The following is a 20,210-nucleotide window of genomic DNA, read 5'->3' as shown; positions in this document are numbered from 1 at the left end:
GCGGGGACGACGAGCAGCGCGACGCGCCCCCAGAGATCGCGGCGACGCCCAGCACCGTGAGCCAGGCGCGGAGGTCGCGATCCACGTGCCCTGCCCCGTCAGTGCGCCCGTGAGCGGCGCTCAGGCGAAGGCCGTGACGAGCAGGCCGGTGGCGAGGCTTCCGACCATGGCCACGGCGAGGATGATCGCGAGGACGCGTCGTGTCGTGTCGGAGAACATGGTGGAGACCCTACGGTTCCGCTGGTCGGCTCGGCGGCAGCAGATCGGTCCGCTCGAACATCGCGGCCGTCTCCCGAGCGGTCGGGTGGCCGGCATCGAGGTCGGCGCCGTGCTCGAGGAGGGCGTCGACCACGTCGGCCTCGCCCTTGAAGACGGCACCGGCCACGGGCGCCTGACCGCGGTCGTTGAGCCGGTTGACGTCGGCACCCCGCTCCGCGAGGGCCCGCACGAGGGCGGCGTGCCCGTGGTAGGCCGCCAGCATGAGGAGGGTGTTGCCGTCCGGCCCGGCGAGGTCGACCGGTGCGCCGGCGTCGACGTAGGCGGCCACCCGCTCGGCCTGCCCTTCGCGGGCCCAGTCGAGGAGCTGGTGGGCCAGCTCGACGGTCTCCTCGGAGGGCTCCCCCGGGTGCGGGTCGGAGTGCTCGGTCATCGTCGCAGTGTGGTCGACAGAGGTGCCCGACGCGCGCCATCGGGCCCGGAGTGTCCGCGCCTTGCATGTATACCCCCAGGGGTATTAACCTCGAGCCATGCACACCGCCGCACTCCTTGCCGTGATCCCGCTCGGGCTGGCCATCGGCCTCGCCCTGGGCGCCCTCGGCGGAGGCGGCTCGATCCTCGCCGTGCCCGTGCTCGTCCACCTGCTCGGCCAGGGGCCGGTCGCGGCGACGACGAGCTCGTTGATCATCGTCGGCATCACCTCGGTGCTCTCCCTGCCGGCCCACCACCGGGCCGGCCGGGTGCGCCTCGGGCAGGGGCTGACCTTCGGCCTCCTCGGGGTCCTCGGCGCGGTCGCCGGGTCCGCGGCCTCGCGTGCGGTCGAGCCCGACGTCCTCATGACCGCCTTCGCGGTTCTCATGACGGTCGTGGCGGTGCTCATGCTCCGTCGCGGCACGCGCCCGGAGCCCGACCTCCGGCCGCACGAGCCGATCCTCACCCTCAACCCCGTGACCTGCGCCTGCCCGCGGCTGCTCAAGCTCGTCGTGGCTGCGAGCCTCGTCGGACTCCTCACCGGCTTCCTCGGTGTCGGCGGCGGCTTCGTGGTCGTGCCGGCGCTCGTCATGGTCCTCGGCTTCCCGATGCCGGTCGCCGTGGGCACCTCCCTGCTCGTCATCGCCGTCAACAGCGCGACCTCCCTCGTCGCCCGCTTCCAGCACGGCGCCGGCGAGCTCGACTGGCCGCTGATCCTCGGCTTCGCCGCGGCGGCGGTCGTCGGCAGCCTCCTCGGCAGCCGCGTCGCCGACCGCATCCCCGCGCAGCGCCTCTCCAAGGCCTTCGCGGTCCTCGTCCTGGGCGTCGCGGCCCTCACCGCCGCGCAGGCCCTCCCCGGGCTGCTCGCCTGACGCAACCTGCCCCCGACCAACCCGACTGACCTCCCCTTCGTCCATCCCCGATCAAAGGAACCCATGACCACCGTCACCACCCGCCCCATGACCCTCACCGCGACCGACCTGCGGGACTGGCTCGCCGAGCCGGCTGGCCCGCGTCTCGTCGACGTGCGCACGCCGGCGGAGTTCGCCGCGTCGCACATCCCCGGCTCCTACAACGTGCCGCTGCCGCTCCTCGAGGAGCACCGCCGCGAGCTGGCCGAGCACCTCGACGACGACGTCGTCCTCGTGTGCCGCTCGGGCGCGCGCGCCTCCCGGGCCGAGAGCGCCCTGGCCGATACCGGGACGGACCACCTGCACGTCCTCGACGGCGGCATCACCGCGTGGGAGAGCGCCGGTGGAGACGTCGTCGCGGGCGAAGGGGGCTGGGACCTCGAGCGCCAGGTCCGCCTCGTCGCCGGCTCGATCGTCCTCACCGGCATCCTTGCGAGCACCGTCGTCCCGCAGGCCAAGTGGCTCTCCGCGGGCATCGGCGCCGGCCTCACCGGCGCCGCCCTGACCAACACCTGCGCGATGGGCGCGCTCCTCTCGCGCATGCCCCACAACCGTCGCCACGAGCCCACCCCCGAGGCCGTCTTCGCGCAGCTGCGCGGCGGCCGGAACTGAAGGAGACCGACATGATCCTCACCCAGTACTACCTCGGCTGCCTCTCGCACGGCTCCTACCTCATCGCCGACGAAGGGAGCCGCCGCGCCGTCGTCGTCGACCCCCAGCGCGACATCCAGCAGTACCTCGCCGACGCCGCGGCGCACGACCTGACGATCGTCGGGGTCATCAACACGCACGTCCACGCCGACTTCGTCGCCGGTCACCTCGAGCTGGCCGCAGCGACCGGCGCGTGGATCGGCTACGGGCCGACGGCGGCCGAGCGCGCCGAGTTCGAGGTGCGCACCCTCGCCGGGCGCGACCGCATCGAGCTCGGTGACGAGGTCACCCTCGAGATCCTCGAGACCCCCGGTCACACGTGGGAGTCGATCAGCGTCCTCGTGCACGAGCGCGGCGTCCCGCACGCGGTGCTCACCGGCGACTCGCTCTTCATCGGCGGCGTCGGCCGGCCCGACCTCGTCGTCTCCGACGGCTCCACCGCCGAGGACCTCGCCACGGCGATGCACCACACCCTCCACGACGTGCTGCTCCCGCTGCCCGACGAGACCAAGGTCATGCCGGCGCACGGTGCCGGGTCCTCCTGCGGCCGTGGGCTCTCCGACGAGCTCGAGTCGACGATCGCGGCGCAGCGCGCGAGCAATCCCTTTGCTGCGGAGATGTCGGTCGAGGACTTCATCGGAATGGTGACGACCGGCCAACCTTCCGCGCCCGCGTACTTCCAGGTCGATGCCATGCTCAACCTGCGCCAGCGCGACCTGCTCGAGCCCGGGCAGTCGGTCGTCCCCTTCACGCCGGCCGAGGTGGCCGCCGCGATCGCCGGCGGCGTCACCGTCGTTGACGCCCGCTCGCCCGAGGACTTCGCCCGCGGGCACCTCGCGGGCTCGGTCAACGTCGGCCTCGACGGCCGCTTCGCCGAGACGGTCGGCACCGTCGTCGACCACGCCGCCGAGGTCCTCCTCGTGGCGCCCGAGGGCCGGGCGGCCGAGGCGGCGCTGCGGATGGGGCGGATCGGCCACGACGCGGTCGTCGGCCACGTCGCCGCGCCGCTCACGCTCGACGGTCCGCTCGCCCCCCTCATGACGACGAGCGAGCGCACCGAGGTCGCCGATCTCGCGGCGCTGCCCGAGCAGACCGTCGTCGTCGACGTGCGCAATGCCGGCGAGCGCGCCGACGGGCAGGTCATCCCCGGCGCCGTCCACATCCCCCTGGCCGAGCTCGCCCGCCGCCACGACGAGCTGCCGACCGACCGTCCGCTGCTCGTGCACTGCGCCGGCGGGTGGCGCTCGTCCGTCGCGGCGAGCCTGCTGCGCTCGGTCGGCCACACGGACGTCACCGACCTCGTCGGTGGGTACGCGGCCTGGGAGCAGCAGACCGTCGACGCCTGAGTCCGAGGTGCGCCCACGGCTCCTGCGCTACGTCCCGTGACGTAGCGCAGGAGCCGCTTGTCGTCCGGTGCCCGGGCCGTTGAAGTGCGGAATGGTGGTGGCGAGGCCCCGGGCCGTCCGTGCGAGGAGGATCAGCTCGAAGGTCTCGGGATCATCGGGCACCCACCGATCGAAGGTCGCCGTGGACGCCCGCGAGGACGGCGAGCGCGCCGGGCGTCGCGAGCAGGGTGATGGCCGCGACGGCGGGCTGGATGGTCCCGCCGTGGGCGAGCAGCAGCTGGGTCGGGCCCTGCAGCGCGGCCGTGCAGCAGCCGACCCACACGACGAGGTGAGGGAGCCGACCGCGCTGCGGTGGGACGGCCAGGCGCGCCGACGGGGCGACGACGGCGGCGAGCGCCAGCAGCCCGCTGACGACGAGGACCGTGCGCTGGACCGGCGCCTCCATCCCCTGCGGTCCCGCGTCACCGGGGCCGGCCACACCCCACCACCCCATCGCCAGGGCGAAGGGGAGGACCGTCACCGCGCCGAGGGCGAAGGTCAGGCGGCGCTGCACCCGCGGAGGGCTGGCGAAGCTGGCGCCCCACCGGCCGTCGGCGTACCGGCACAGGAGCACGGCCAGGGCGACACCGAGCAGGGTGAACCCGCCGTAGACGCACCCGAAGACCCAGGCCGCCATCCCCTCGCCCTCCACGGACGGGCGTCCGTGGGCGATCGTCTCGACGACCTGACCGAGCAGCATGCCCAGCAGGATCGGCGCGAGCAGCCCGCTCGCGCCGGCGGCGAGCAGGGCGAAGAGCCGTGCGGGCAGTCGATCTGCCCAGGGTCGGGTGAGCGACCAGGCCAGGCCGAGCGCGACGAGCTCGAGGCCGACGGTGACGAGGTTGCCCACGACGAAGCGGGTCGAGCGCATCGTCTCCGTCGCGGCCTCGGTCAGGCCGATCGGCGAGCCGGTGAGCCACAGCAGCTTGAGCGTCAGGTAGGGCGTCACGGCCACCATCGCGAGGACGAGGGGCCACGGGAGGGCGCGGGGTGCGGTCGTCGTGGTCACCTCCCCATCCCACCGGTCGGGTGAGGCTCGGCGACAGGGTGTGGACCCCCCTTCGTCCGTGGGGCAGGCACCCGCCTGCGTTTGGTGACGAAGGGGGTGCAGGAGTTGACTGAGGGGGTTCCCCCTTCGTCCACTCGAGAGGAGCGCCCCGTGCGCACTGTGAAGGCCTGGGCGGCCCCGTCCGCCACCGAACCCCTGACTGCGACGACCATCGAGCGTCGAGACGTCGGCCCCAACGACGTCCTCATCGAGATCGCCTACGCCGGCATCTGCCACAGCGACATCCACACGGCCCGGGCCGAGTGGGGCGACGTGCACTACCCGATCGTCGTCGGCCACGAGATCGCCGGTGTCGTCGCCGAGGTCGGCTCCGAGGTGACCAAGCACGCCGTCGGTGACCGCGTGGGCGTCGGCTGCCTCGTGAACTCCTGCGGCGAGTGCGATGCCTGCCGGGCGGGCAACGAGCAGTACTGCCCCGACGCGATCGGCACGTACAACGCGACCGATCGCGACGGCACGATCACGCAGGGTGGCTACTCGACGCACGTCGTCGTCGACGCCGACTTCGCGCTGAAGATCCCCGAGGGCATCGAGCTCGACGTCGCGGCCCCGCTGCTGTGCGCCGGCATCACGACCTGGACGCCGCTGCGCCGCTGGGGTGTGCGCGAGGGCTCCAAGGTCGCGGTCGTCGGTCTCGGCGGGCTCGGGCACATGGGCGTCCAGCTGGCCGTCGCCCTCGGCGCCGAGGTCACGGTGCTCTCGCAGTCGCTGAAGAAGCAGGAGGACGGCCTCGCGCTCGGCGCCACCGACTACCGGGCGACGAGCGACGACGAGACCTTCACCGACCTGCGCGGGAAGTTCGACCTCATCCTCAACACGGTCAGCGCCGACCTGCCGATCAAGAAGTACCTCTCGCTGCTCGCCCCCGAGGGCACCCTGGTCAACGTCGGCGCCCCGGCCGAGCCCTTCGAGGTCCCGGCCTTCGCCCTCATCGGAGGCAGCAAGGCGCTCGCCGGCTCCAACATCGGCGGCATCCCCGGCACCCAGGAGATGCTCGACTTCTGTGCAGAGAAGGGCATCGGCGCCAAGATCGAGGTCATCCCGGCCGACAAGGTCAACGAGGCCTGGGACCGCGTCGTCGCCTCCGACGTGCGCTACCGCTTCGTCATCGACGCCGCGACGATCTGAGTCGCACCCCCGAGCACAAGAGGTCGTCCTGAGGCCTCTCGCGGCAGACGAACGTCACGAGATGCACCAGGACGACCTCTTGTGCACGCCGGGGTCCCTCGAGTCCTGACGAGTGCGGGGCTTCAGGGAGGACCGGGAGAGAACTGCGACCCGGTCCTGACCTATCGTTCACCCGCGGACCGAAGGGGGTCGCGAACATGGGCGCGACCCCCTTCACCCACCCCGTGAGGTCCGCCCGTGTCCCGCATGCTCCGTCGACTCGCCGGCACCACCGCCGCCGTCGCCCTCGTCGCCGTCCCGATCCTCCCTTCGCAGGCCGTCACCCAGACGACCGGCGCCGCTGCGGTTCAGTCCGCCGCCGCGCTCTCGGTCGCCGACGCCCTCTCCCGGCAGGACGGGTCCACCCAGACCGTCCGCGGCCACGTCGTCGGCCAGCCGACCGCGACCGACCGGGTCGTGACGAGCGGCTTCCCCAACGACTACGCCATCGCGATCGCGGCGACGAAGGGGGAGGGCGACACCTCGAAGATCCTCTACGTGCAGGTGCCCTCGGCCCTGCGCGCCCAGTGGGGCCTGGCCTCCAACCCGGACCTCATGGGCCAGCAGGTCGACGTCACCGGGGCCCTCGCCAGCTACTTCTCCCACCCCGGGATGACCGGCACGAGTGCCATCGGCCTGGCCGACGGGACCACCCCCGAGGACCCGGAGGACCCCGGTGACCCGGGCGAGCCGACCGACCCCGGCAGCTACTACGACGGCACCGCGGGCCTGACCGGCGCGGCCCTGAAGTCGAAGCTCCACGACATCATCAGCAACAACCGGGTCCTGTCGTACGACCAGGTCTGGGACGGCATCAAGGACGTCGACGAGGACCCGCAGAACACCAACAACGTCGTCCTGCTCTACAAGGGCACGAGCTCGCCGAAGTCGAACAACGGCGGCGACGCCGACAACTGGAACCGCGAGCACGTCTGGGCCAAGAGCCACGGCGACTTCGGCACGTCCAACGGCCCGGGCACCGACCTGCACCACCTGCGCCCGACCGACGTCACGGTCAACAGCGACCGCGGCAACCTCGACTTCGACAACGGCGGCAGCGAGAACGACGAGGCCCCGGGCAACTACGCCGACAGCGACTCGTGGGAGCCGCGCGACGCGGTCAAGGGCGACGTCGCCCGGATGATCTTCTACATGGCCGTGCGCTACGAGGCCGGCGACATGGTCGACCTCGAGGTCAACGACCAGGTGAACAACGGGTCCAACCCCTACATGGGGCGGCTGTCGGTCCTCAAGCAGTGGAGCCAGCAGGACCCGCCGGACGCCTTCGAGCAGCGGCGCAACGAGCGGATCTTCGACAACTGGCAGGGCAACCGCAACCCCTTCATCGACCACCCGGAGTGGGTCGAGTCGATCTGGTGACCCTCAGTCGGTGAGCTCCAGCCGGTAGCTCGTGCCGGCGTCCGTCGTCGGGGTGGCGAGCCTCAGCGGGGTCCCGCGCTCGACGGTGAAGTCGTGCTCCGGGTCGAGCAGGTCGATCCCGCCGCCCTCGTCGGCCGGCGACATCGCGTCCGCCGTGCGGATCTCGACCTCGTCGTCGTCGACGTCGGTGAAGGTGATCTCGAGGTCGTCGTCGACGCGGAGGGTCTGGCCCTCGACCGCCTCGACCTCGGTCGTCGTGTCGGTCGACTCGTGGTCGGGGTCCCAGCCGTTCCAGTCGCTCGCCGTGATCGTCAGCGGGACCGGCTCCTGGTCCCGGTCGAGCACCCCGCACCCACCGAGGGGCAGCAGCAGGGCGAGGGCCGTCGTGAGGGTGAGGTGTCGCCGGGTCATGGTCGCTCCTGGGTCGGTGTCGTGGATGGGACGGGCGGGAGCGCCTCGCGGTTCCCACGGAGGTCTTGACCCTCACACCGTGTGAGGCGTCAGGGTGGTGCCCATGACCGACACCCCGGACCTCATGGCGATCGGCGACTTCTCCTCCAGGTCGCGGCTCAGCGTGCGGATGCTGCGTCACTACGGCGAGCACGGGATCCTCGTGCCCGCCGACGTGGACGCCGCCTCCGGCTACCGCCGCTACGCGCCGGAGCAGCTCGCCGAGGCCGCCCACGTGCGGCGGCTGCGCGACGTGGGATTCACGGTGTCCGCCATCTCGGTCCTCCTCGCCGCCCACGGCACCGAGAGCTACCGGCAGGCACTCGCCCTGCAGCGGGAGTCCCTCGGCGACGAGCTGCGCGCGGCCAAGGAGCGGCTGGCACTCATCGACCAGCTCCTCGACCAGGAAGGCACTGCCATGTCCACCATCACCGTCACCCGCACGACCGTCCCCGCCCGCACCGTCGTCGCCCTGCGCGGCACCGTCCCCGCCTACGACCAGGAGGGGCGCCTGTGGGAGCGGCTCCTGCCCGAGCTCGGGCGCCAGGGGCTGACGCCCACCGGTCCGTGCGGCGTCTTCGAGCACGACCCCGAGTACCGCGAGGTCGACCCGACCCTGTCGATCTGGCTGCCCGTGCCCCCCGGCGCCACCGCGCAGGCGCCCCTCGAGGTGCACGAGCTGCCCGAGCAGGAGGTCGTCCTCGCCCACGTCGAGGGGCCGTACACGCTGATCAGCGAGGCGCACACGCGCATCGACGAGCTGGTCCGGTCCGAGGGGCTGACCCTCGCCCCGCGCTCCGGCGTCGACGACGACATCGCCGTCCTCGGCTTCAACCGCTATCTCGTCGACCCCTCGCAGGCCGCCGCGCCGGAGGACCTCGTCACCGAGGTGTGCGTGCCGTTGGCCTGACCCAGCCGCTGGGGCCCCTCGCTTCGCGTGGAGCGAGGGGCGAGGCTCATGGAACCAAGGTGACCTCGTACTCCGTGTATCCATCGAGCGACGGCGTGGAGATGTGCAGGGGACTGTCCGTGCTGACGGTGAACTTGTCCTCGAGGTTGCGCAGATCACGACCACCGTCGACTCGCTTGGCCAGCCGGCGGTCCGTGGAGATCTCCACCGCCGACTCGGATGTCGAGTCCACGGTGATCTGTACCGTGTCGCCGGCATGGTCGATCGTTGCGACCTCGCCTGGGCTCGCGCTGATCCGGGTGATCGTCGGATCGGTGTCCTTGGCAGAGCCGTCTCCGTGGAAGGCGGTCGACACCTCAATGTTCATGCTGCTCCCTGGATCGGCGGAGCACCCAGTCACGGTGAGTGCCAGGGCGGTCACAACCGACACGGCGCGCAGGACAACGAGCATGGTGGCTCCTCGGCTGATGGGCGATGGTCCTTGACCACCGTATGTGTAGCCGCAGTTGCTCCACAGGGGAGAGCTCCCCATCGACCACTGCAGGGGGTCTTACCCTAGGGTCGACCGCAATCAGGGCTTCGGACGGGATCCAGGGGGACACTCACGTGACAGGCGCGACCACGTTGACCGACTTGGTGGGGGCCTACGTCCACGACCCGCAACCAGAACGGCTCCGGGAGCTGCGTTCCGTCGTCAGGGGTTCGCCCACCTTCGACCCGGATCTGGACGTTGCAGCCGTGGTCGGCACCTCGCTCGACGACGGACGGGCCAGCGACACCATCCGTGCGCTGACGGGCAAGATGCCTGGGGCAGCGCTGAACCCGCGGGCGCACGCCGTGCTCGCATCGGCCTTCGAGGAGGTGGGAGACGAGGCGGCTGCCCGGCGCGAGCGACTGATGGCACAGCTGTCGATCACCTCGATCCTGTCGACCGGGGACGGGACCCGGGAGCGACCGTGGTCGGTCCTGCGAGTCGCGGATGAGTACGACGTCCTCAGGGCAAAGAACATCCGGCCGGTGCAGCAGGCGGTGCTTCAGGCCGATGGCCGAGTCCTCGATGGTCACGAGGACGCTGCGGGGGGCCGTGTCTGGTTCGCGCTCGAAGACGCGCGCAGCCTCGGGGGTGAGCTCTGATGGCGGGCGGCATCACCCATGGGTCGGACACCGCTCGACTGCGGGAGGTCGGTGGGCAGCTGATCGCCAGCTCACGCTCCTTGGAAGAGCTGGCGACCCAGGGGCGCGGGCTGCTCGCGACTTTGCTGGACAACTGGTCCGGACAGGATCTCGAGGCCTTCGCCCACGGGGCCTGGCCCCCTGCTGACCGCTGCCTCACCCAGGCCGCCGCTCTGGTCGCGGCCATGGGCAAGACGGCCGTGGCACAGGCCGACGAGCAGGATGGTGTCAGCGAAGGCGCGGTGCGCTCCGGCGGGCGGAGCGGTGGAACGTCCCCGGGTCTCTTCGAAGAGGGCCAGTCGCGCGACGCCGCTGACTACGGCGAGCTCCAGGACGGCATGACCGACAAGTGGGAGAGCTACACGACCGAGGAGCGCGAAGCCATCTTCCGCGAGATCGTCCGGCGTGAGGCGGAGAAGTATGGCATCGAGCCGACACCCAGCATCATCTGGGTCGACGACCCAAACTTCACCTCCAACGGCGTGTCCATCGACAACGGTGACGGCACGTACTCGATCAAGATCAACGCAGGCAACATGGACGACCCGATGATGTTGCACACCATCTACCACGAGATGAGGCACGCGGGTCAGTCCGAGATGAGGCACAACCAGCCCAGTGCCATCGAGCGAGCCATCGACGCGGCCACGGGCCAGGACAGCTATCCCGACGGAGTGACCCACGAGCAGGTCCAGGAGTGGGAGGAAAACTCACTTCCCGGCAACTACGTCGACCCCAAGAAGGACTTCGACGGGTACTTCGACCAGCCCGTCGAGAGGGACGCGCGGGCCGAGGGTAGCGAAGGCGTCGAGGGTCTTTCGCCAGACGAGGCTGACGAACTGCTCGAGACCGGACAGCGCACGGACGAGGCCAACAAGCGGATCAAGGAGGTCCTCGACGACATCTTCGGATAAGGCCATCGCTTGGCCTGACCCAGCCGCACGAAGGGGGTGACCCGCCGCGTCCTGCGGTGGGTCACCCCCTTCGTCGTGGTCAGGACTCGAGCAGGTCCTTGCCCTTGGTCTCCTGCATCGTGAGCACGACCGCGGCGGAGACGAGCAGCAGCACCACCGAGTAGGTGACGAAGGCGCGCGGCCCGACCTCGGTGCCCAGCCAGGTCTGCAGGTAGGGCGCGGTGCCGCCGAAGAGGGCGACGGCGATCGAGTAGGGGATGCCGGCGCCGATGGTGCGGATGCGGGTGGGGAACATCTCGGCGAAGACCGCCGGGAGGATCGCGGCCGCCGCGGCGATGAAGACGAGCGCGACGCTCATCGACACGGCCAGCTGCACGGCCGAGTCCTGCAGGTAGGCGTTGATGGGGAAGGAGACCGCCGCCATGCCCAGTCCGCTCGCGGCGAAGACCGGCTTGCGGCCGATGCGGTCGGACAGGCGGCCCCACAGGGGCAGCACGGCGATGAAGACGAGGTTGGCGACGACGCCCGCCCACAGGGCCGACTGGGCGTCGATGCCGAGGGTCGCGATCGCGTGGGCGGGCGCGGCGATGGCCCACGTGTAGAAGGCGACGGTCAGGCCGACCGTCAGGCCGATGACCTTGGCCGCCGAGGCCCGGTGGGTCCAGACCTCGGCCCAGATGCTCGGGCCCTCGTCGACGGCGGGCTCGGCCTCGAAGTGCTCCGTCTCGTGCATCCGGCTGCGCATGACGAGCGCGTAGATGCCGAAGAGGCCACCGATGACGAAGGGGATGCGCCACCCGAAGGACTCCATCTGCGGGGTCGTCAGCAGGCCGGTGAGGACGCTGCCGACGATGACGCCGAGGACGTTGCCGATGGTCCCGGAGAGGTAGATCAGGCTCGCCTACAGGCGGCGGTCGTGCCGGCCGGCGAACTCCGAGACGTAGGTCTGCGCGGACGGCAGCTCGCCGCCGTGCGCCAGACCCTGGACGAGCCGGGCGAGCACGAGGACCACGGACGCGAGGACGCCGATCTGCCCGTAGGTCGGGGCGGCGGCGATGAGGATGCTGCCGGCCGCGGCGGCGCCGACGGTCGCGGCCATGGCGAAGCGACGGCCGCGCACGTCGGAGAGCCAGCCGAAGAGGAAGCCGCCGAAGGGTCGGGCGGCGAAGCCCACCGCGAAGACGATCAGCGTCGACAGGAAGGCCGACACCGGGTCGTCGGAGTTGAGGAACTGGGTCGTGAAGAAGGGGAGAGGATCGCGAAGATCCCCCAGTCGAACCACTCGAGGGCATTGCCGACGCCGGTGCCGACGACGGTCTTGGCCCGGCGGCAGGCACGGGCGCTGCGGGTGTGGGCCCGACGGGTGCGGGCGTGGCGGCGCTGGCGGTCATGACGTGCTCCTGGTGGATGCGATGGGTGAGGTGGGCGCGGTTGGCGGGGCCGGCGTGGCGGGCACGCTCGCGAGCCGGCGGCTGGCGAGCTCGGCGAGCAGGGCGGCGCCGTCGGGCAGGACCGAGTCGTCGAAGACGGCGTGCGGGCTGTGGTTGTAGGGGGCGGTGCCCGGGTCGGCGCCGGCAGGGGTGGCGCCGAGGCCGATGAAGCTGCCGGGCACCTCGTCGAGGACCCGGGAGAAGTCCTCGGACCCGGTGAGCGGGTGGGCCATCTCCTCGCCGCGCCCCTCGCCGAGCAGCTCGGTGATCGTCGTCGCGGCGAAGTGCGTCTCGTCGACGTCGTTGACCGTCACGGGGTACTCGCCCTCGACGGAGACGGTGACCTCCACGCCGTGCGCGTGGGCGATGCCCTCGAGGAGGCGGGGGACGGCGGCGACGAGCAGGTCCCGGGTCCGGGATCTCGGGCTCGCGGTGCAGGTCGCGCCGCAGCCGCGTCATCTCCTCGCGCAGCGTGCTCGCGTCGTCCAGCAGGGTCATGGTTCCTCCGGCGTCGGTGCTCGGTTCCCTCGTCCGTGACCCGCGCGCCCTGTCGGTCGAGCAGAGCGCCCGCGGCCGCGACCTGCTCGTCACGGTCATGGCGCGCGACCTCACGGCCCTGTCCGGCTATCTCCTCGACGAGCTGCCCGCCCTGCCCGATCTGCAGCGCCAGCGCACCTCGCTCGCCCTGCAGATCCACCGGCAGGGCCGTGACTGGCGCCTGCAGTCCCTCGACCCGGCGCAGCGGGAGCGCTTCGAGGAGCTGCGCCGGCAGGTGCCCGTCGGCGACGCGACGATGCCGCGGGATGCCGGGCCGATCGTCGCGGCCCTCGCGCGGACGGTCGGGTCGAGGCCGCGGCCATCGGGCGCGGGACGGGGCGCAACCCCGCGACCGTCCGGCGCCACCTCGCGCGCGTCATCGCCACGGGTGAGCTCGCCTTCCGCTGCGAGGTCGCCCAGGACCCCACGCTCTGGGCGTTGCACTGCACGTGGCTGGCGCGGGTCCCCGAGGAGGCCAAGGAGCGCACCGTCGCGGCGCTCGCGACCCTGCCCGAGCTGCGGCTGTGCGTGTCGACGACGGGGGAGAGCAACCTGCTCGTGTCGGTGTGGGCGCGCTCGCCGTCGGACCTCCTGCGTCTCGAGCGCCTCCTCGGCGACCGCCTGCCCTGGCTCTCCCTCGTCGACTCCGTCGTCATGCTGCGCACCCTCAAGCGCTTCGGCTGGGTGATCGACGCGCGCGGGCGGTCCACGGGCGAGGTCGTCGAGCCGGTGATCATCGGTGACGAGCCCGCCTCTGCCTGACAGGATCGGGACATGCGTTCTCCCGTGCCCGACTACCTGACCGAGGTCGCCGAGGCCTGCTCCGCGACGAAGGGGGGCGAGCCCGCCTCCTACATCCCCGAGCTGGTGAAGGTCGACCCCGACCGCTTCGGCATCGCGCTCGCGACGATCGACGGCGAGGTCTACGCCGTCGGCGACGCCGAGCACGAGTTCACGATCCAGTCGATCTCCAAGGCCTTCGTCTACGGGCTGGCCGTGCGCGACCACGGTCTGGAGCAGGTCCTGGAGAGGATCGACGTCGAGCCGAGCGGCGAACCCTTCGACGAGCTCTCCCTCGACGCCAGTGGCCGCCCGCGCAACCCGATGATCAACGCGGGGGCGATCACCGCCCACACCCTCGTCGGCGAGCCCGACACCGCGCCCCACGAGCGGGTCGAGCGGATCATCCGGCTCCTGTCCGACCTCGCCGGTCGTGAGCTGTCCGTCGACGAGGACGTGTGGCGCTCGGAGGTCGCCACCGCCGACCGCAACCTGGCCATCGCCCACATGCTGCGTAGCCACGGCATCCTCACCGACTCGGCGGAGGAGGTCGTGAGCGCCTATTCACGCCAGTGCGCCGTGCTCGTCACCGCGCGCGACCTCGCGCTCATGGCGGCGACCCTCGCCAACGGCGGCGTGCAGCCGGTGACCGGCAAGCAGGTGTTCACCGGCGCCCAGGTCCGCCACGTCATGTCGGTCATGCTCACCTGCGGCATGTACGACTCCGCCGGCGACTGGGTCTCCTCCGTCGGCATCCCGGCCAAGAGCGGGGTCGGGGGCGGCATCATCGGGGCGATGCCCGGGCAGGCGGGTCTGGCGACCTTCGCCCCGCCGCTCGACGCCCATGGCAACAGCGTGCGTGGCGTCGAGACCTTCGAGCGGCTCTCCCGCGACATGGGCATGCACCTCATGAAGGTCGCGCCGCCCGCCCGGTCGGTCATCCAGTCCAGCCGGGTCATCGATCACCGCGGCGAGCAGGTGCGGGTCTACTACCTCGTCGGCACGATCGGCTTCAGCGGGGCCGAGCACGTCGTGCGCCGGCTCTCCGAGCACCCGCCGCAGGAGCAGGGCATCGCGCTCGACCTCACCGGTGTGCACTCGGTGACCGACGTCGGCCGCCGGATGATCCTCGAGACGGCGCGCCGGCTGCGCCAGGACGGGCACGAGGTCTACCTCGCCGACGCCGACGAGGTCCTCCCTCAGCCCGACCCGGGCGACGGACGCGAGCTGCCGCAGTTCGCGGACCTGTGATGCTGCGCCGCCTGATCTACCCGGTCCCCGCGTGGGACCCGGAGGCCGGCCCGCCCGCCGAGAGGACGAAGGGGGGCGCCCACCTCGTCCACGCCCCGGCCCCCGAGGGCGGTCGCACGATCGTCTACCTCCACGGCAACGGATCCGACCTGGCGTCGATCAGCCCGCTGGCCGGGCTCTTCGCCCGGCACGGCCTCGGCTTCGCAGCCGTGGAGTACCCCGGATACGGCCCGGCGGCGGGACGTCCGCACCAGGAGGCGATCCTCGCGGCTGCACGCGACGGGCTGGCGCACCTCTCCCTTCGCGCGGAGCGGACGGTGCTCGTGGGTGAGTCGCTCGGCTCGTCGGTGGCCGCGCACCTTGCCGCGCAGGGTCTGCTCCACGACGACGAGGGCTGTGGCCGCCTCGTCCTCGTCTCGCCCTTCACCTCGATGACCGCGATGGTGCAGCGGGTCGTGCGGGTCTTCCCGCGGCAGCTGGTCCCCGATCGCTGGGAGACCGATGCGCTGCTCGAGCGGATCGACGTGCCGACCCTGCTCGTCCACGGCGAGCGTGACGACCTCGTGCCGCTGGCGATGAGCGAGCAGCTGGCACGAGGGATCTCGTCGTCGCAGCGGGTCGTCGTGCCGGGCCGCACCCACAACGACCTGTGGGAGGCGCCGAGCGAGTGCCTCGAGGTCGTCGCCCGATTCGCCACGCAGGACCTCGGCGTCGCCGCCCTCGAGGGCAGCACCGACGCGGGACGAAACCCGCTGTCCTGACCGCCGGCCCGAGGAGTAGGTTGTGTGCTCGATGCAGGTAATTGGCTGGCAGGCACACCAGGCCGCGGTCGAGCGACTGGTCCGCTCGCACGCGGCGATCCCGCACGGGGCGCCGGTGCGACTGGCGAAGCGCACGTCCAACCTCTTCCGCCCTCGCGCCCGGGTCGAGGTGCCGGGGCTCGACGTTTCGGGGCTGGCCGGGGTCATCGAGGTCGACCCGGACACGCGGACCGCGCAGGTGCAGGGCATGTGCACCTACGAGGACCTCGTCGCCGCGACCCTGCCGCACGGGCTGATCCCGCTCGTCGTCCCGCAGCTGCGCACGATCACCCTCGGCGGCGCGGTCACCGGCCTGGGCATCGAGGCGACGAGCTGGCGCAACGGCCTGCCCCACGAGTCGGTGCTCGAGATGGACGTGCTCACCGGGTCCGGCGAGGTCGTCACCGCCGGGCCGGAGGGCGAGCACGCCGACCTCTTCCACGCCTTCCCCAACTCCTACGGGTCCCTCGGCTACGCCACCCGGCTGCACATCGAGCTCGAGGCGGTACCGCCGCGGGTCGCGCTGCGGCACCTGCGCTTCGACGACGCGCAGTCGGCGGCCGAGGCCGTCGAGCGGCTCGTCGCGGCCGGTGAGCACGACGGGGAGCGCATCGACGGGCTCGACGGGGTGGCCTTCGCCCCCGACGAGATCTACCTGACCCTCGCGCGGTGGACCGACGAGGCCGGGGAGACGAGCGACTACACCGGCCAGCAGATCTTCTACCGCTCGCTCCAGGAGCGCACGAGCGACCTGCTGACGATGCACGACTACCTGTGGCGCTGGGACACCGACTGGTTCTGGTGCTCGGGTGCCTTCGGCGTGCAGCGCCCGGCGGTCCGTCGTCTGTGGCCGCGGCGGTGGCGTCGCTCCGACGTCTACCACCGGCTCGTCGCCCTCGACCGACGGCACGGCATCGTCGACCGGCTCGACGCGCGCGCCGGTCGACCCCGGCGCGAGCGCGTCATCCAGGACGTCGAGGTGCCCACGGACCGACTGGCCGACTTCCTCGGGTGGTTCGACGAGGCGATCGGCATGCGGCCGGTGTGGCTGTGCCCCCTTCGCCTGCGTGAGGTCGACGGGCATGCCCGCACCTGGCCCGGCTACCCCCTCGAACCGGGGCGCACCTACGTCAACGTCGGCTTCTGGGGAACCGTGCACGTCGGCCCCGACGCACCGCAGGGCCCGCGCAACCGCGCCATCGAGGCCCGGGTGACCGAGCTCGGCGGGCACAAGTCGCTCTACTCCGAGGCCTTCTACCCGCGTGACGTCTTCGACCGCCTCTACGGCGGCGCCAACCTCGCTGCGGTCCAGCAGCGATACGACCCGGCCGGCCGACTGACCGACCTCTACGACAAGGTGGTTCGGACACAGTGAGCACGATCAAGATCGCCGACGCCCTCTCCGGCATCCTCCCCGAGGGTCTGCCCGTGCGGATCACGGCCTACGACGGCAGCGCCGCAGGTCCGCAGGACGCCGAGATCGGCATCGAGCTGCGCTCCGAGCGCGGGCTGCGCTACCTGCTGACCGCCCCCGGTGACCTCGGCATGGCCCGGGCGTGGGTCGCCGGCGACCTCACGGGCACCGGGTTCCACCCCGGCAACATCTATCCCCTGCTCGACCTGATGAGCAGCACCGACCGGTGGCGCATCCCCACGGCCCGCGAGGCGCTGGAGCTGGTCCGCGGCCTCGGGTGGGAGCACCTCAACCCGCCGCCGCCCCCGCCGCAGGAGCACCTGCCGCGGTGGCGCCGTGTCATGGAGGGCCTGCGGCACAGTCGCGCCCGCGACGCAGAGGTCATCCACCACCACTACGACGTGTCCAACCGCTTCTACGAGATGGTGCTCGGCCCGTCGATGACCTACACCTGCGCGGTCTACCCGACCGCCGACGCGACGCTCGAGCAGGCGCAGGAGCACAAGTACGACCTCATCGCCCGCAAGCTCGACCTCCAGCCCGGCCAGCGGCTGCTCGACGTCGGCTGCGGCTGGGGCGGCATGGTCCGCCACGCCGCGAAGCACTACGGCGTCAAGGCCCTCGGCGTCACGCTCTCGCGGGAGCAGGCCGACTGGGCCAAGCTGGCGATCGACCGCGAGGGGCTCGGTGACCTCGCCGAGGTGCGCTTCATGGACTACCGCGATGTCGCCGAGGGGGACTTCGACGCGATCAGCTCGATCGGCCTGACCGAGCACATCGGGATCCAGAACTACCCGGTGTACTTCGCCTCGCTGCACGACAAGCTCAAGCCCTACGGTCGGCTGCTCAACCACTGCATCACGCGCGACCACAACCGGCCGACCCGCACCGGTGCCTTCATCGACCGCTACATCTTCCCCGACGGGGAGCTCACCGGGGCCGGCACGGTCATCGCGAAGCTGCAGGACGCCGGCCTCGAGTTCCAGCACGCCGAGAACTTCCGCACCCACTACGCCAGGACGCTCGCCGGCTGGGTCGACAACCTCGTGGAGCACTGGGACGAGTGCGTCGCCGAGGTCGGCGAGGGCACCGCGCGCCTGTGGGGCCTCTACCTCGTCGGCTCGCGGATCGGCTTCGAGCGCAACGACGTCCAGCTCACCCACGTGCTCGCGACGAAGACCACCGCCGACGGCACGAGCGGCTACCCCCTGCGCCACACCTTCTGACCCCGGGCGGCAGCCGCTGAACCCTGCAAAACCCTAGGGTTTTGCAGGGTTCAGGGTCTGCAACTGCGCAAGACCCTAGGGTCTTGCAGGGTGGGGGGTGTTCGTGGGAGCGGACGTACTCGGATCAGGCGTGGCCGGAGAGCTGGGCCATGCGCGCCTCGAGCGCGGTGAGCATCGCGCTGCACCGCTTGCCGGCGTCCTTGCGGGCCGCCTTGCCGGTCGCCTCGCCGGGCTCGGTGCACATCGGCAGCACGTCGACCGAGAGGCGGGCACCGCCGGCGAGGGAGCGCAGCTCGTCGAGCTTCGCGGCGAAGGGGGAGCCGCTGCCGGGCGAGTAGTAGCGCACGGCCTCGTCGACCTCGTCGGGGAAGAGGTCGGCCTTGGTGACGACGATGACCAGCCACACCGGCTTGTCGCGGCGCAGCGCCATCGACGCGATGCGGTGCGCCGTGATCGTCCAGTCCTCGAGCTCGGCGGCGAGCAGCTCCTCGCGGGTCGCGACGGCCTCGCCGGACGTGCCGGCGGTACGGCGGGCGGTGGCGTGGCCCCAGGCGACGACGTGCAGCACGCCGTCGACCGGGTCGTCGTGGAAGACCTCGTCGAGCGCGCCGAGCCGGGTCGCGGCGTTGTCGCCGGGGACGACGCGGAAGCGGAAGCCGCGGCCCTTGGCGGTGCGTCGGGTGCGGCGCTCCATCGTCGCGGAGCCGACCTCGACGGTGCTCTCGGCGCTGGTGCGGCGGGCGAGGCGGTCGGCCAGCCGGGTCTTGCCGACCCCGGTCATGCCGGTGACGGCGACGGTCGGGAAGCGGCCGCGGAAGAGGTGGCTCAGCTGGTGCGGCGCCCCCGACAGCGCGGAGATGGCCCCACCGGCGATGCTCGTGCCGACGGCCGTCCGGGTCGCGGAGGACATGCGTGCCATGTCAGTGCAGCTGCTTCTTGACGTCGGCCAGCGCGGGGTTGGTCGCGGACGACCCGTCGGGGTACAGCACGGTCGGCACCGTCTGGTTGCCGCCGTTGATCGTCTCGACGAGCTCGGCGGTGCCGGGCGTGGTCTCGATGTTGATCTCGGTGTAGCCGATGCCCTCGCGGTCCAGCTGGGACTTCAGGCGGCGGCAGTAGCCGCACCAGCTCGTGGAGAACATCGTCACCGTGCCCTCAGCGGGCAGGTCGAGGCCGGGGGGCAGGATCTCGCGAACGTTCACCCCACCAGCCAACCACGAGTTGCCCGGATCTCCCGCACCCGGGGGCCCCTCGAGACGGTCTCGAGGCGGCTCAGGCGGCCTCGACGTGGTCGAAGGGGACGGTGAGCACGGACCCGCGCCGCCGCACGTGGAAGCGGGTGCGACCTCGCTTGACGACGACGCCGACGACACCCTGGTAGCGCCCCGGGGTGAGGATGCGCACCCGGTCGCCGACGGCGACGAGGTCACCTGAGCCGGCCCGCTCCGCCGCCAGACGGATCGCGGCGAGCTGCTGCAGGTACGAAGGGGGCATGACCGCCGGCTGCCCGTGGTGGGTCCACGTGAAGATCGCCCCGGGGTCGAAGGAGCGGCTGCACTCCCGGCAGGAGGAGACCTGCGTGGGGCGTCGGTGCCGGTCAATGGTGTGGCCGGCCGGGCAGGTGCCGACCCAGGCGCCGGCCACGGTCGGGGCATCGCTCGGCAGGCAGCGCTGCGGCACGGCGCCGATCGCCGCCGCGATCTCGCGCCACCGGGGGCCGTGGCCGGCCCGCGGCCCGGCGAGGGCGTGGGCGATCTCGTGGAGCACGGTGTCGCGCACCTGCTCGGGCGAGTGCAGCTCGGTGAGCGGGCCGCTCAGCCCGATGGTGCGATCGGCCGAACGGCACACCCCGGCACGTCGCTTGGCCCGGTCGACGACGAGATGCCAGCCCTGCAGGCCGTGCTCGTCCATGAGCCCCCGTGCCATCTCGCGTGCCGCCCCGATCTCCATGTGCAGGAGCGTAGGCGCTGGGTCGCATGCCTCCCGACCACGCGATGACCTGGGGACGACCCCCTTCGCCGGTGGGAGCCTGTGGACAGTCACGCCGGGAATAGGTGCGCTGTGCACGGGGTTGC

Annotated in this window: 23 protein-coding genes; 13 read left to right on the top strand and 10 right to left on the bottom strand. The window is 71.9% G+C overall.

What is annotated here, in order from left to right; translation table 11 throughout:
• Positions 1–229: 229 nt before the first annotated feature.
• Entirely contained in the window at positions 230–649 is a 420-nt protein-coding gene (locus ACQBJO_RS16410; RefSeq protein WP_421007843.1) for an ankyrin repeat domain-containing protein, read from the bottom strand.
• 97 nt (positions 650–746) lie between these two features.
• Here ACQBJO_RS16410 and ACQBJO_RS16405 point away from each other — a divergent pair, with 97 nt between their 5' ends.
• From ACQBJO_RS16405 to ACQBJO_RS16395, 3 genes are all read left to right on the top strand, one after another.
• A complete protein-coding gene (locus ACQBJO_RS16405) occupies positions 747–1,559 on the top strand; it encodes a sulfite exporter TauE/SafE family protein (RefSeq protein WP_421007844.1) in 813 nt (270 codons plus the stop codon).
• A gap of 63 nt (positions 1,560–1,622) precedes the next feature.
• Positions 1,623–2,210 (top strand): rhodanese-like domain-containing protein, encoded by a 588-nt coding sequence (locus tag ACQBJO_RS16400; RefSeq protein WP_084449625.1) that lies wholly within the window; start codon positions 1,623–1,625, stop codon positions 2,208–2,210.
• Positions 2,211–2,221: 11 nt separating this feature from the next.
• A complete protein-coding gene (locus ACQBJO_RS16395) occupies positions 2,222–3,595 on the top strand; it encodes an MBL fold metallo-hydrolase (RefSeq protein ID WP_421007845.1) in 1,374 nt (457 codons plus the stop codon).
• A gap of 151 nt (positions 3,596–3,746) precedes the next feature.
• Here the strand turns inward: ACQBJO_RS16395 and ACQBJO_RS16390 are convergent, their stop codons facing one another.
• Complete coding sequence (locus tag ACQBJO_RS16390) at positions 3,747–4,643, bottom strand: hypothetical protein (protein WP_421007846.1); 897 nt, start codon at positions 4,641–4,643, stop codon at positions 3,747–3,749.
• Between the two features lie 150 nt (positions 4,644–4,793).
• On the opposite strand from ACQBJO_RS16390, the gene ACQBJO_RS16385 reads away from it, so the two are divergent.
• Together ACQBJO_RS16385 and ACQBJO_RS16380 are read left to right on the top strand one after the other, a co-directional pair.
• Positions 4,794–5,831 carry an NAD(P)-dependent alcohol dehydrogenase gene (locus ACQBJO_RS16385; protein WP_421007847.1) on the top strand — a complete coding sequence of 346 codons (1,038 nt, stop codon included), beginning with the start codon at positions 4,794–4,796 and terminating at the stop codon, positions 5,829–5,831.
• A gap of 246 nt (positions 5,832–6,077) precedes the next feature.
• The gene (locus ACQBJO_RS16380; RefSeq protein WP_421007948.1) at positions 6,078–7,250 is read left to right on the top strand and encodes an endonuclease; all 1,173 of its coding nucleotides are present in this window, start codon (positions 6,078–6,080) and stop codon (positions 7,248–7,250) included.
• A gap of 3 nt (positions 7,251–7,253) precedes the next feature.
• Here the strand turns inward: ACQBJO_RS16380 and ACQBJO_RS16375 are convergent, their stop codons facing one another.
• Positions 7,254–7,661, bottom strand: coding sequence for a hypothetical protein (locus ACQBJO_RS16375; RefSeq protein WP_421007848.1), 408 nt, complete (start codon positions 7,659–7,661; stop codon positions 7,254–7,256).
• Between the two features lie 103 nt (positions 7,662–7,764).
• Between ACQBJO_RS16375 and ACQBJO_RS16370 the strand changes: the two genes are divergently transcribed.
• A complete protein-coding gene (locus ACQBJO_RS16370) occupies positions 7,765–8,610 on the top strand; it encodes a MerR family transcriptional regulator (RefSeq protein ID WP_421007849.1) in 846 nt (281 codons plus the stop codon).
• 46 nt (positions 8,611–8,656) lie between these two features.
• Here the strand turns inward: ACQBJO_RS16370 and ACQBJO_RS16365 are convergent, their stop codons facing one another.
• Entirely contained in the window at positions 8,657–9,061 is a 405-nt protein-coding gene (locus tag ACQBJO_RS16365) for a hypothetical protein (protein WP_255184745.1), read from the bottom strand.
• A gap of 155 nt (positions 9,062–9,216) precedes the next feature.
• On the opposite strand from ACQBJO_RS16365, the gene ACQBJO_RS16360 reads away from it, so the two are divergent.
• Both ACQBJO_RS16360 and ACQBJO_RS16355 read left to right on the top strand, forming a co-directional pair.
• Entirely contained in the window at positions 9,217–9,744 is a 528-nt protein-coding gene (locus ACQBJO_RS16360) for a DUF4919 domain-containing protein (RefSeq protein WP_255184744.1), read from the top strand.
• Positions 9,744–10,697 carry a hypothetical protein gene (locus ACQBJO_RS16355; RefSeq protein ID WP_421007850.1) on the top strand — a complete coding sequence of 318 codons (954 nt, stop codon included), beginning with the start codon at positions 9,744–9,746 and terminating at the stop codon, positions 10,695–10,697. The genes ACQBJO_RS16360 and ACQBJO_RS16355 overlap by 1 nt, the downstream gene beginning before the upstream one ends.
• Before the next feature lie 79 nt (positions 10,698–10,776).
• Here ACQBJO_RS16355 and ACQBJO_RS16350 read toward each other — a convergent pair whose 3' ends face one another.
• From ACQBJO_RS16350 to ACQBJO_RS16340, 3 genes are all read right to left on the bottom strand, one after another.
• Positions 10,777–11,508 (bottom strand): MFS transporter, encoded by a 732-nt coding sequence (locus ACQBJO_RS16350; protein ID WP_421007851.1) that lies wholly within the window; start codon positions 11,506–11,508, stop codon positions 10,777–10,779.
• A 90-nt stretch (positions 11,509–11,598) separates the two neighbouring features.
• The gene (locus ACQBJO_RS16345; protein WP_421007852.1) at positions 11,599–11,979 is read right to left on the bottom strand and encodes an MFS transporter; all 381 of its coding nucleotides are present in this window, start codon (positions 11,977–11,979) and stop codon (positions 11,599–11,601) included.
• Positions 11,980–12,084: 105 nt separating this feature from the next.
• The gene (locus ACQBJO_RS16340) at positions 12,085–12,477 is read right to left on the bottom strand and encodes a M20/M25/M40 family metallo-hydrolase (protein ID WP_421007853.1); all 393 of its coding nucleotides are present in this window, start codon (positions 12,475–12,477) and stop codon (positions 12,085–12,087) included.
• A 625-nt stretch (positions 12,478–13,102) separates the two neighbouring features.
• Between ACQBJO_RS16340 and ACQBJO_RS16335 the strand changes: the two genes are divergently transcribed.
• From ACQBJO_RS16335 to ACQBJO_RS16315, 5 genes are read left to right on the top strand one after another with little or no spacing between them, the layout of a single operon-like run.
• Positions 13,103–13,426, top strand: coding sequence for an Lrp/AsnC ligand binding domain-containing protein (locus tag ACQBJO_RS16335; RefSeq protein WP_421007854.1), 324 nt, complete (start codon positions 13,103–13,105; stop codon positions 13,424–13,426).
• 12 nt (positions 13,427–13,438) lie between these two features.
• The gene (locus ACQBJO_RS16330; RefSeq protein WP_421007855.1) at positions 13,439–14,695 is read left to right on the top strand and encodes a glutaminase; all 1,257 of its coding nucleotides are present in this window, start codon (positions 13,439–13,441) and stop codon (positions 14,693–14,695) included.
• Positions 14,695–15,456 (top strand): alpha/beta hydrolase, encoded by a 762-nt coding sequence (locus tag ACQBJO_RS16325; protein WP_421007856.1) that lies wholly within the window; start codon positions 14,695–14,697, stop codon positions 15,454–15,456. The genes ACQBJO_RS16330 and ACQBJO_RS16325 overlap by 1 nt, the downstream gene beginning before the upstream one ends.
• A gap of 31 nt (positions 15,457–15,487) precedes the next feature.
• Positions 15,488–16,870, top strand: a complete 1,383-nt coding sequence (locus ACQBJO_RS16320; protein WP_421007949.1) for an FAD-binding oxidoreductase — start codon at positions 15,488–15,490, stop codon at positions 16,868–16,870.
• Positions 16,867–18,135 (top strand): class I SAM-dependent methyltransferase, encoded by a 1,269-nt coding sequence (locus ACQBJO_RS16315; protein ID WP_421007857.1) that lies wholly within the window; start codon positions 16,867–16,869, stop codon positions 18,133–18,135. Before ACQBJO_RS16320 ends, ACQBJO_RS16315 begins: the two co-directional genes overlap by 4 nt.
• A 124-nt stretch (positions 18,136–18,259) precedes the next feature.
• Here ACQBJO_RS16315 and ACQBJO_RS16310 read toward each other — a convergent pair whose 3' ends face one another.
• The 3 genes from ACQBJO_RS16310 to ACQBJO_RS16300 all read right to left on the bottom strand — a co-directional run bounded on the left by ACQBJO_RS16310 (position 18,260) and on the right by ACQBJO_RS16300 (position 20,085).
• Positions 18,260–19,054 carry a GTPase domain-containing protein gene (locus ACQBJO_RS16310; RefSeq protein ID WP_255184738.1) on the bottom strand — a complete coding sequence of 265 codons (795 nt, stop codon included), beginning with the start codon at positions 19,052–19,054 and terminating at the stop codon, positions 18,260–18,262.
• 1 nt (position 19,055) lies between these two features.
• Positions 19,056–19,277 carry a mycoredoxin gene (locus ACQBJO_RS16305; protein ID WP_421007950.1) on the bottom strand — a complete coding sequence of 74 codons (222 nt, stop codon included), beginning with the start codon at positions 19,275–19,277 and terminating at the stop codon, positions 19,056–19,058.
• A 130-nt stretch (positions 19,278–19,407) separates the two neighbouring features.
• The gene (locus ACQBJO_RS16300; RefSeq protein ID WP_421007858.1) at positions 19,408–20,085 is read right to left on the bottom strand and encodes a SprT-like domain-containing protein; all 678 of its coding nucleotides are present in this window, start codon (positions 20,083–20,085) and stop codon (positions 19,408–19,410) included.
• Between the last annotated feature and the right edge of the window lie 125 nt (positions 20,086–20,210).

The sequence above is a fragment of the Janibacter zhangyanbonis genome (genome assembly GCF_050507325.1).
Lineage (GTDB): Bacteria > Actinomycetota > Actinomycetes > Actinomycetales > Dermatophilaceae > Janibacter.
The sequence above is the reverse complement of the archived record's forward strand: the minus strand, read 5'-3'. Positions and strand labels throughout refer to the sequence as shown.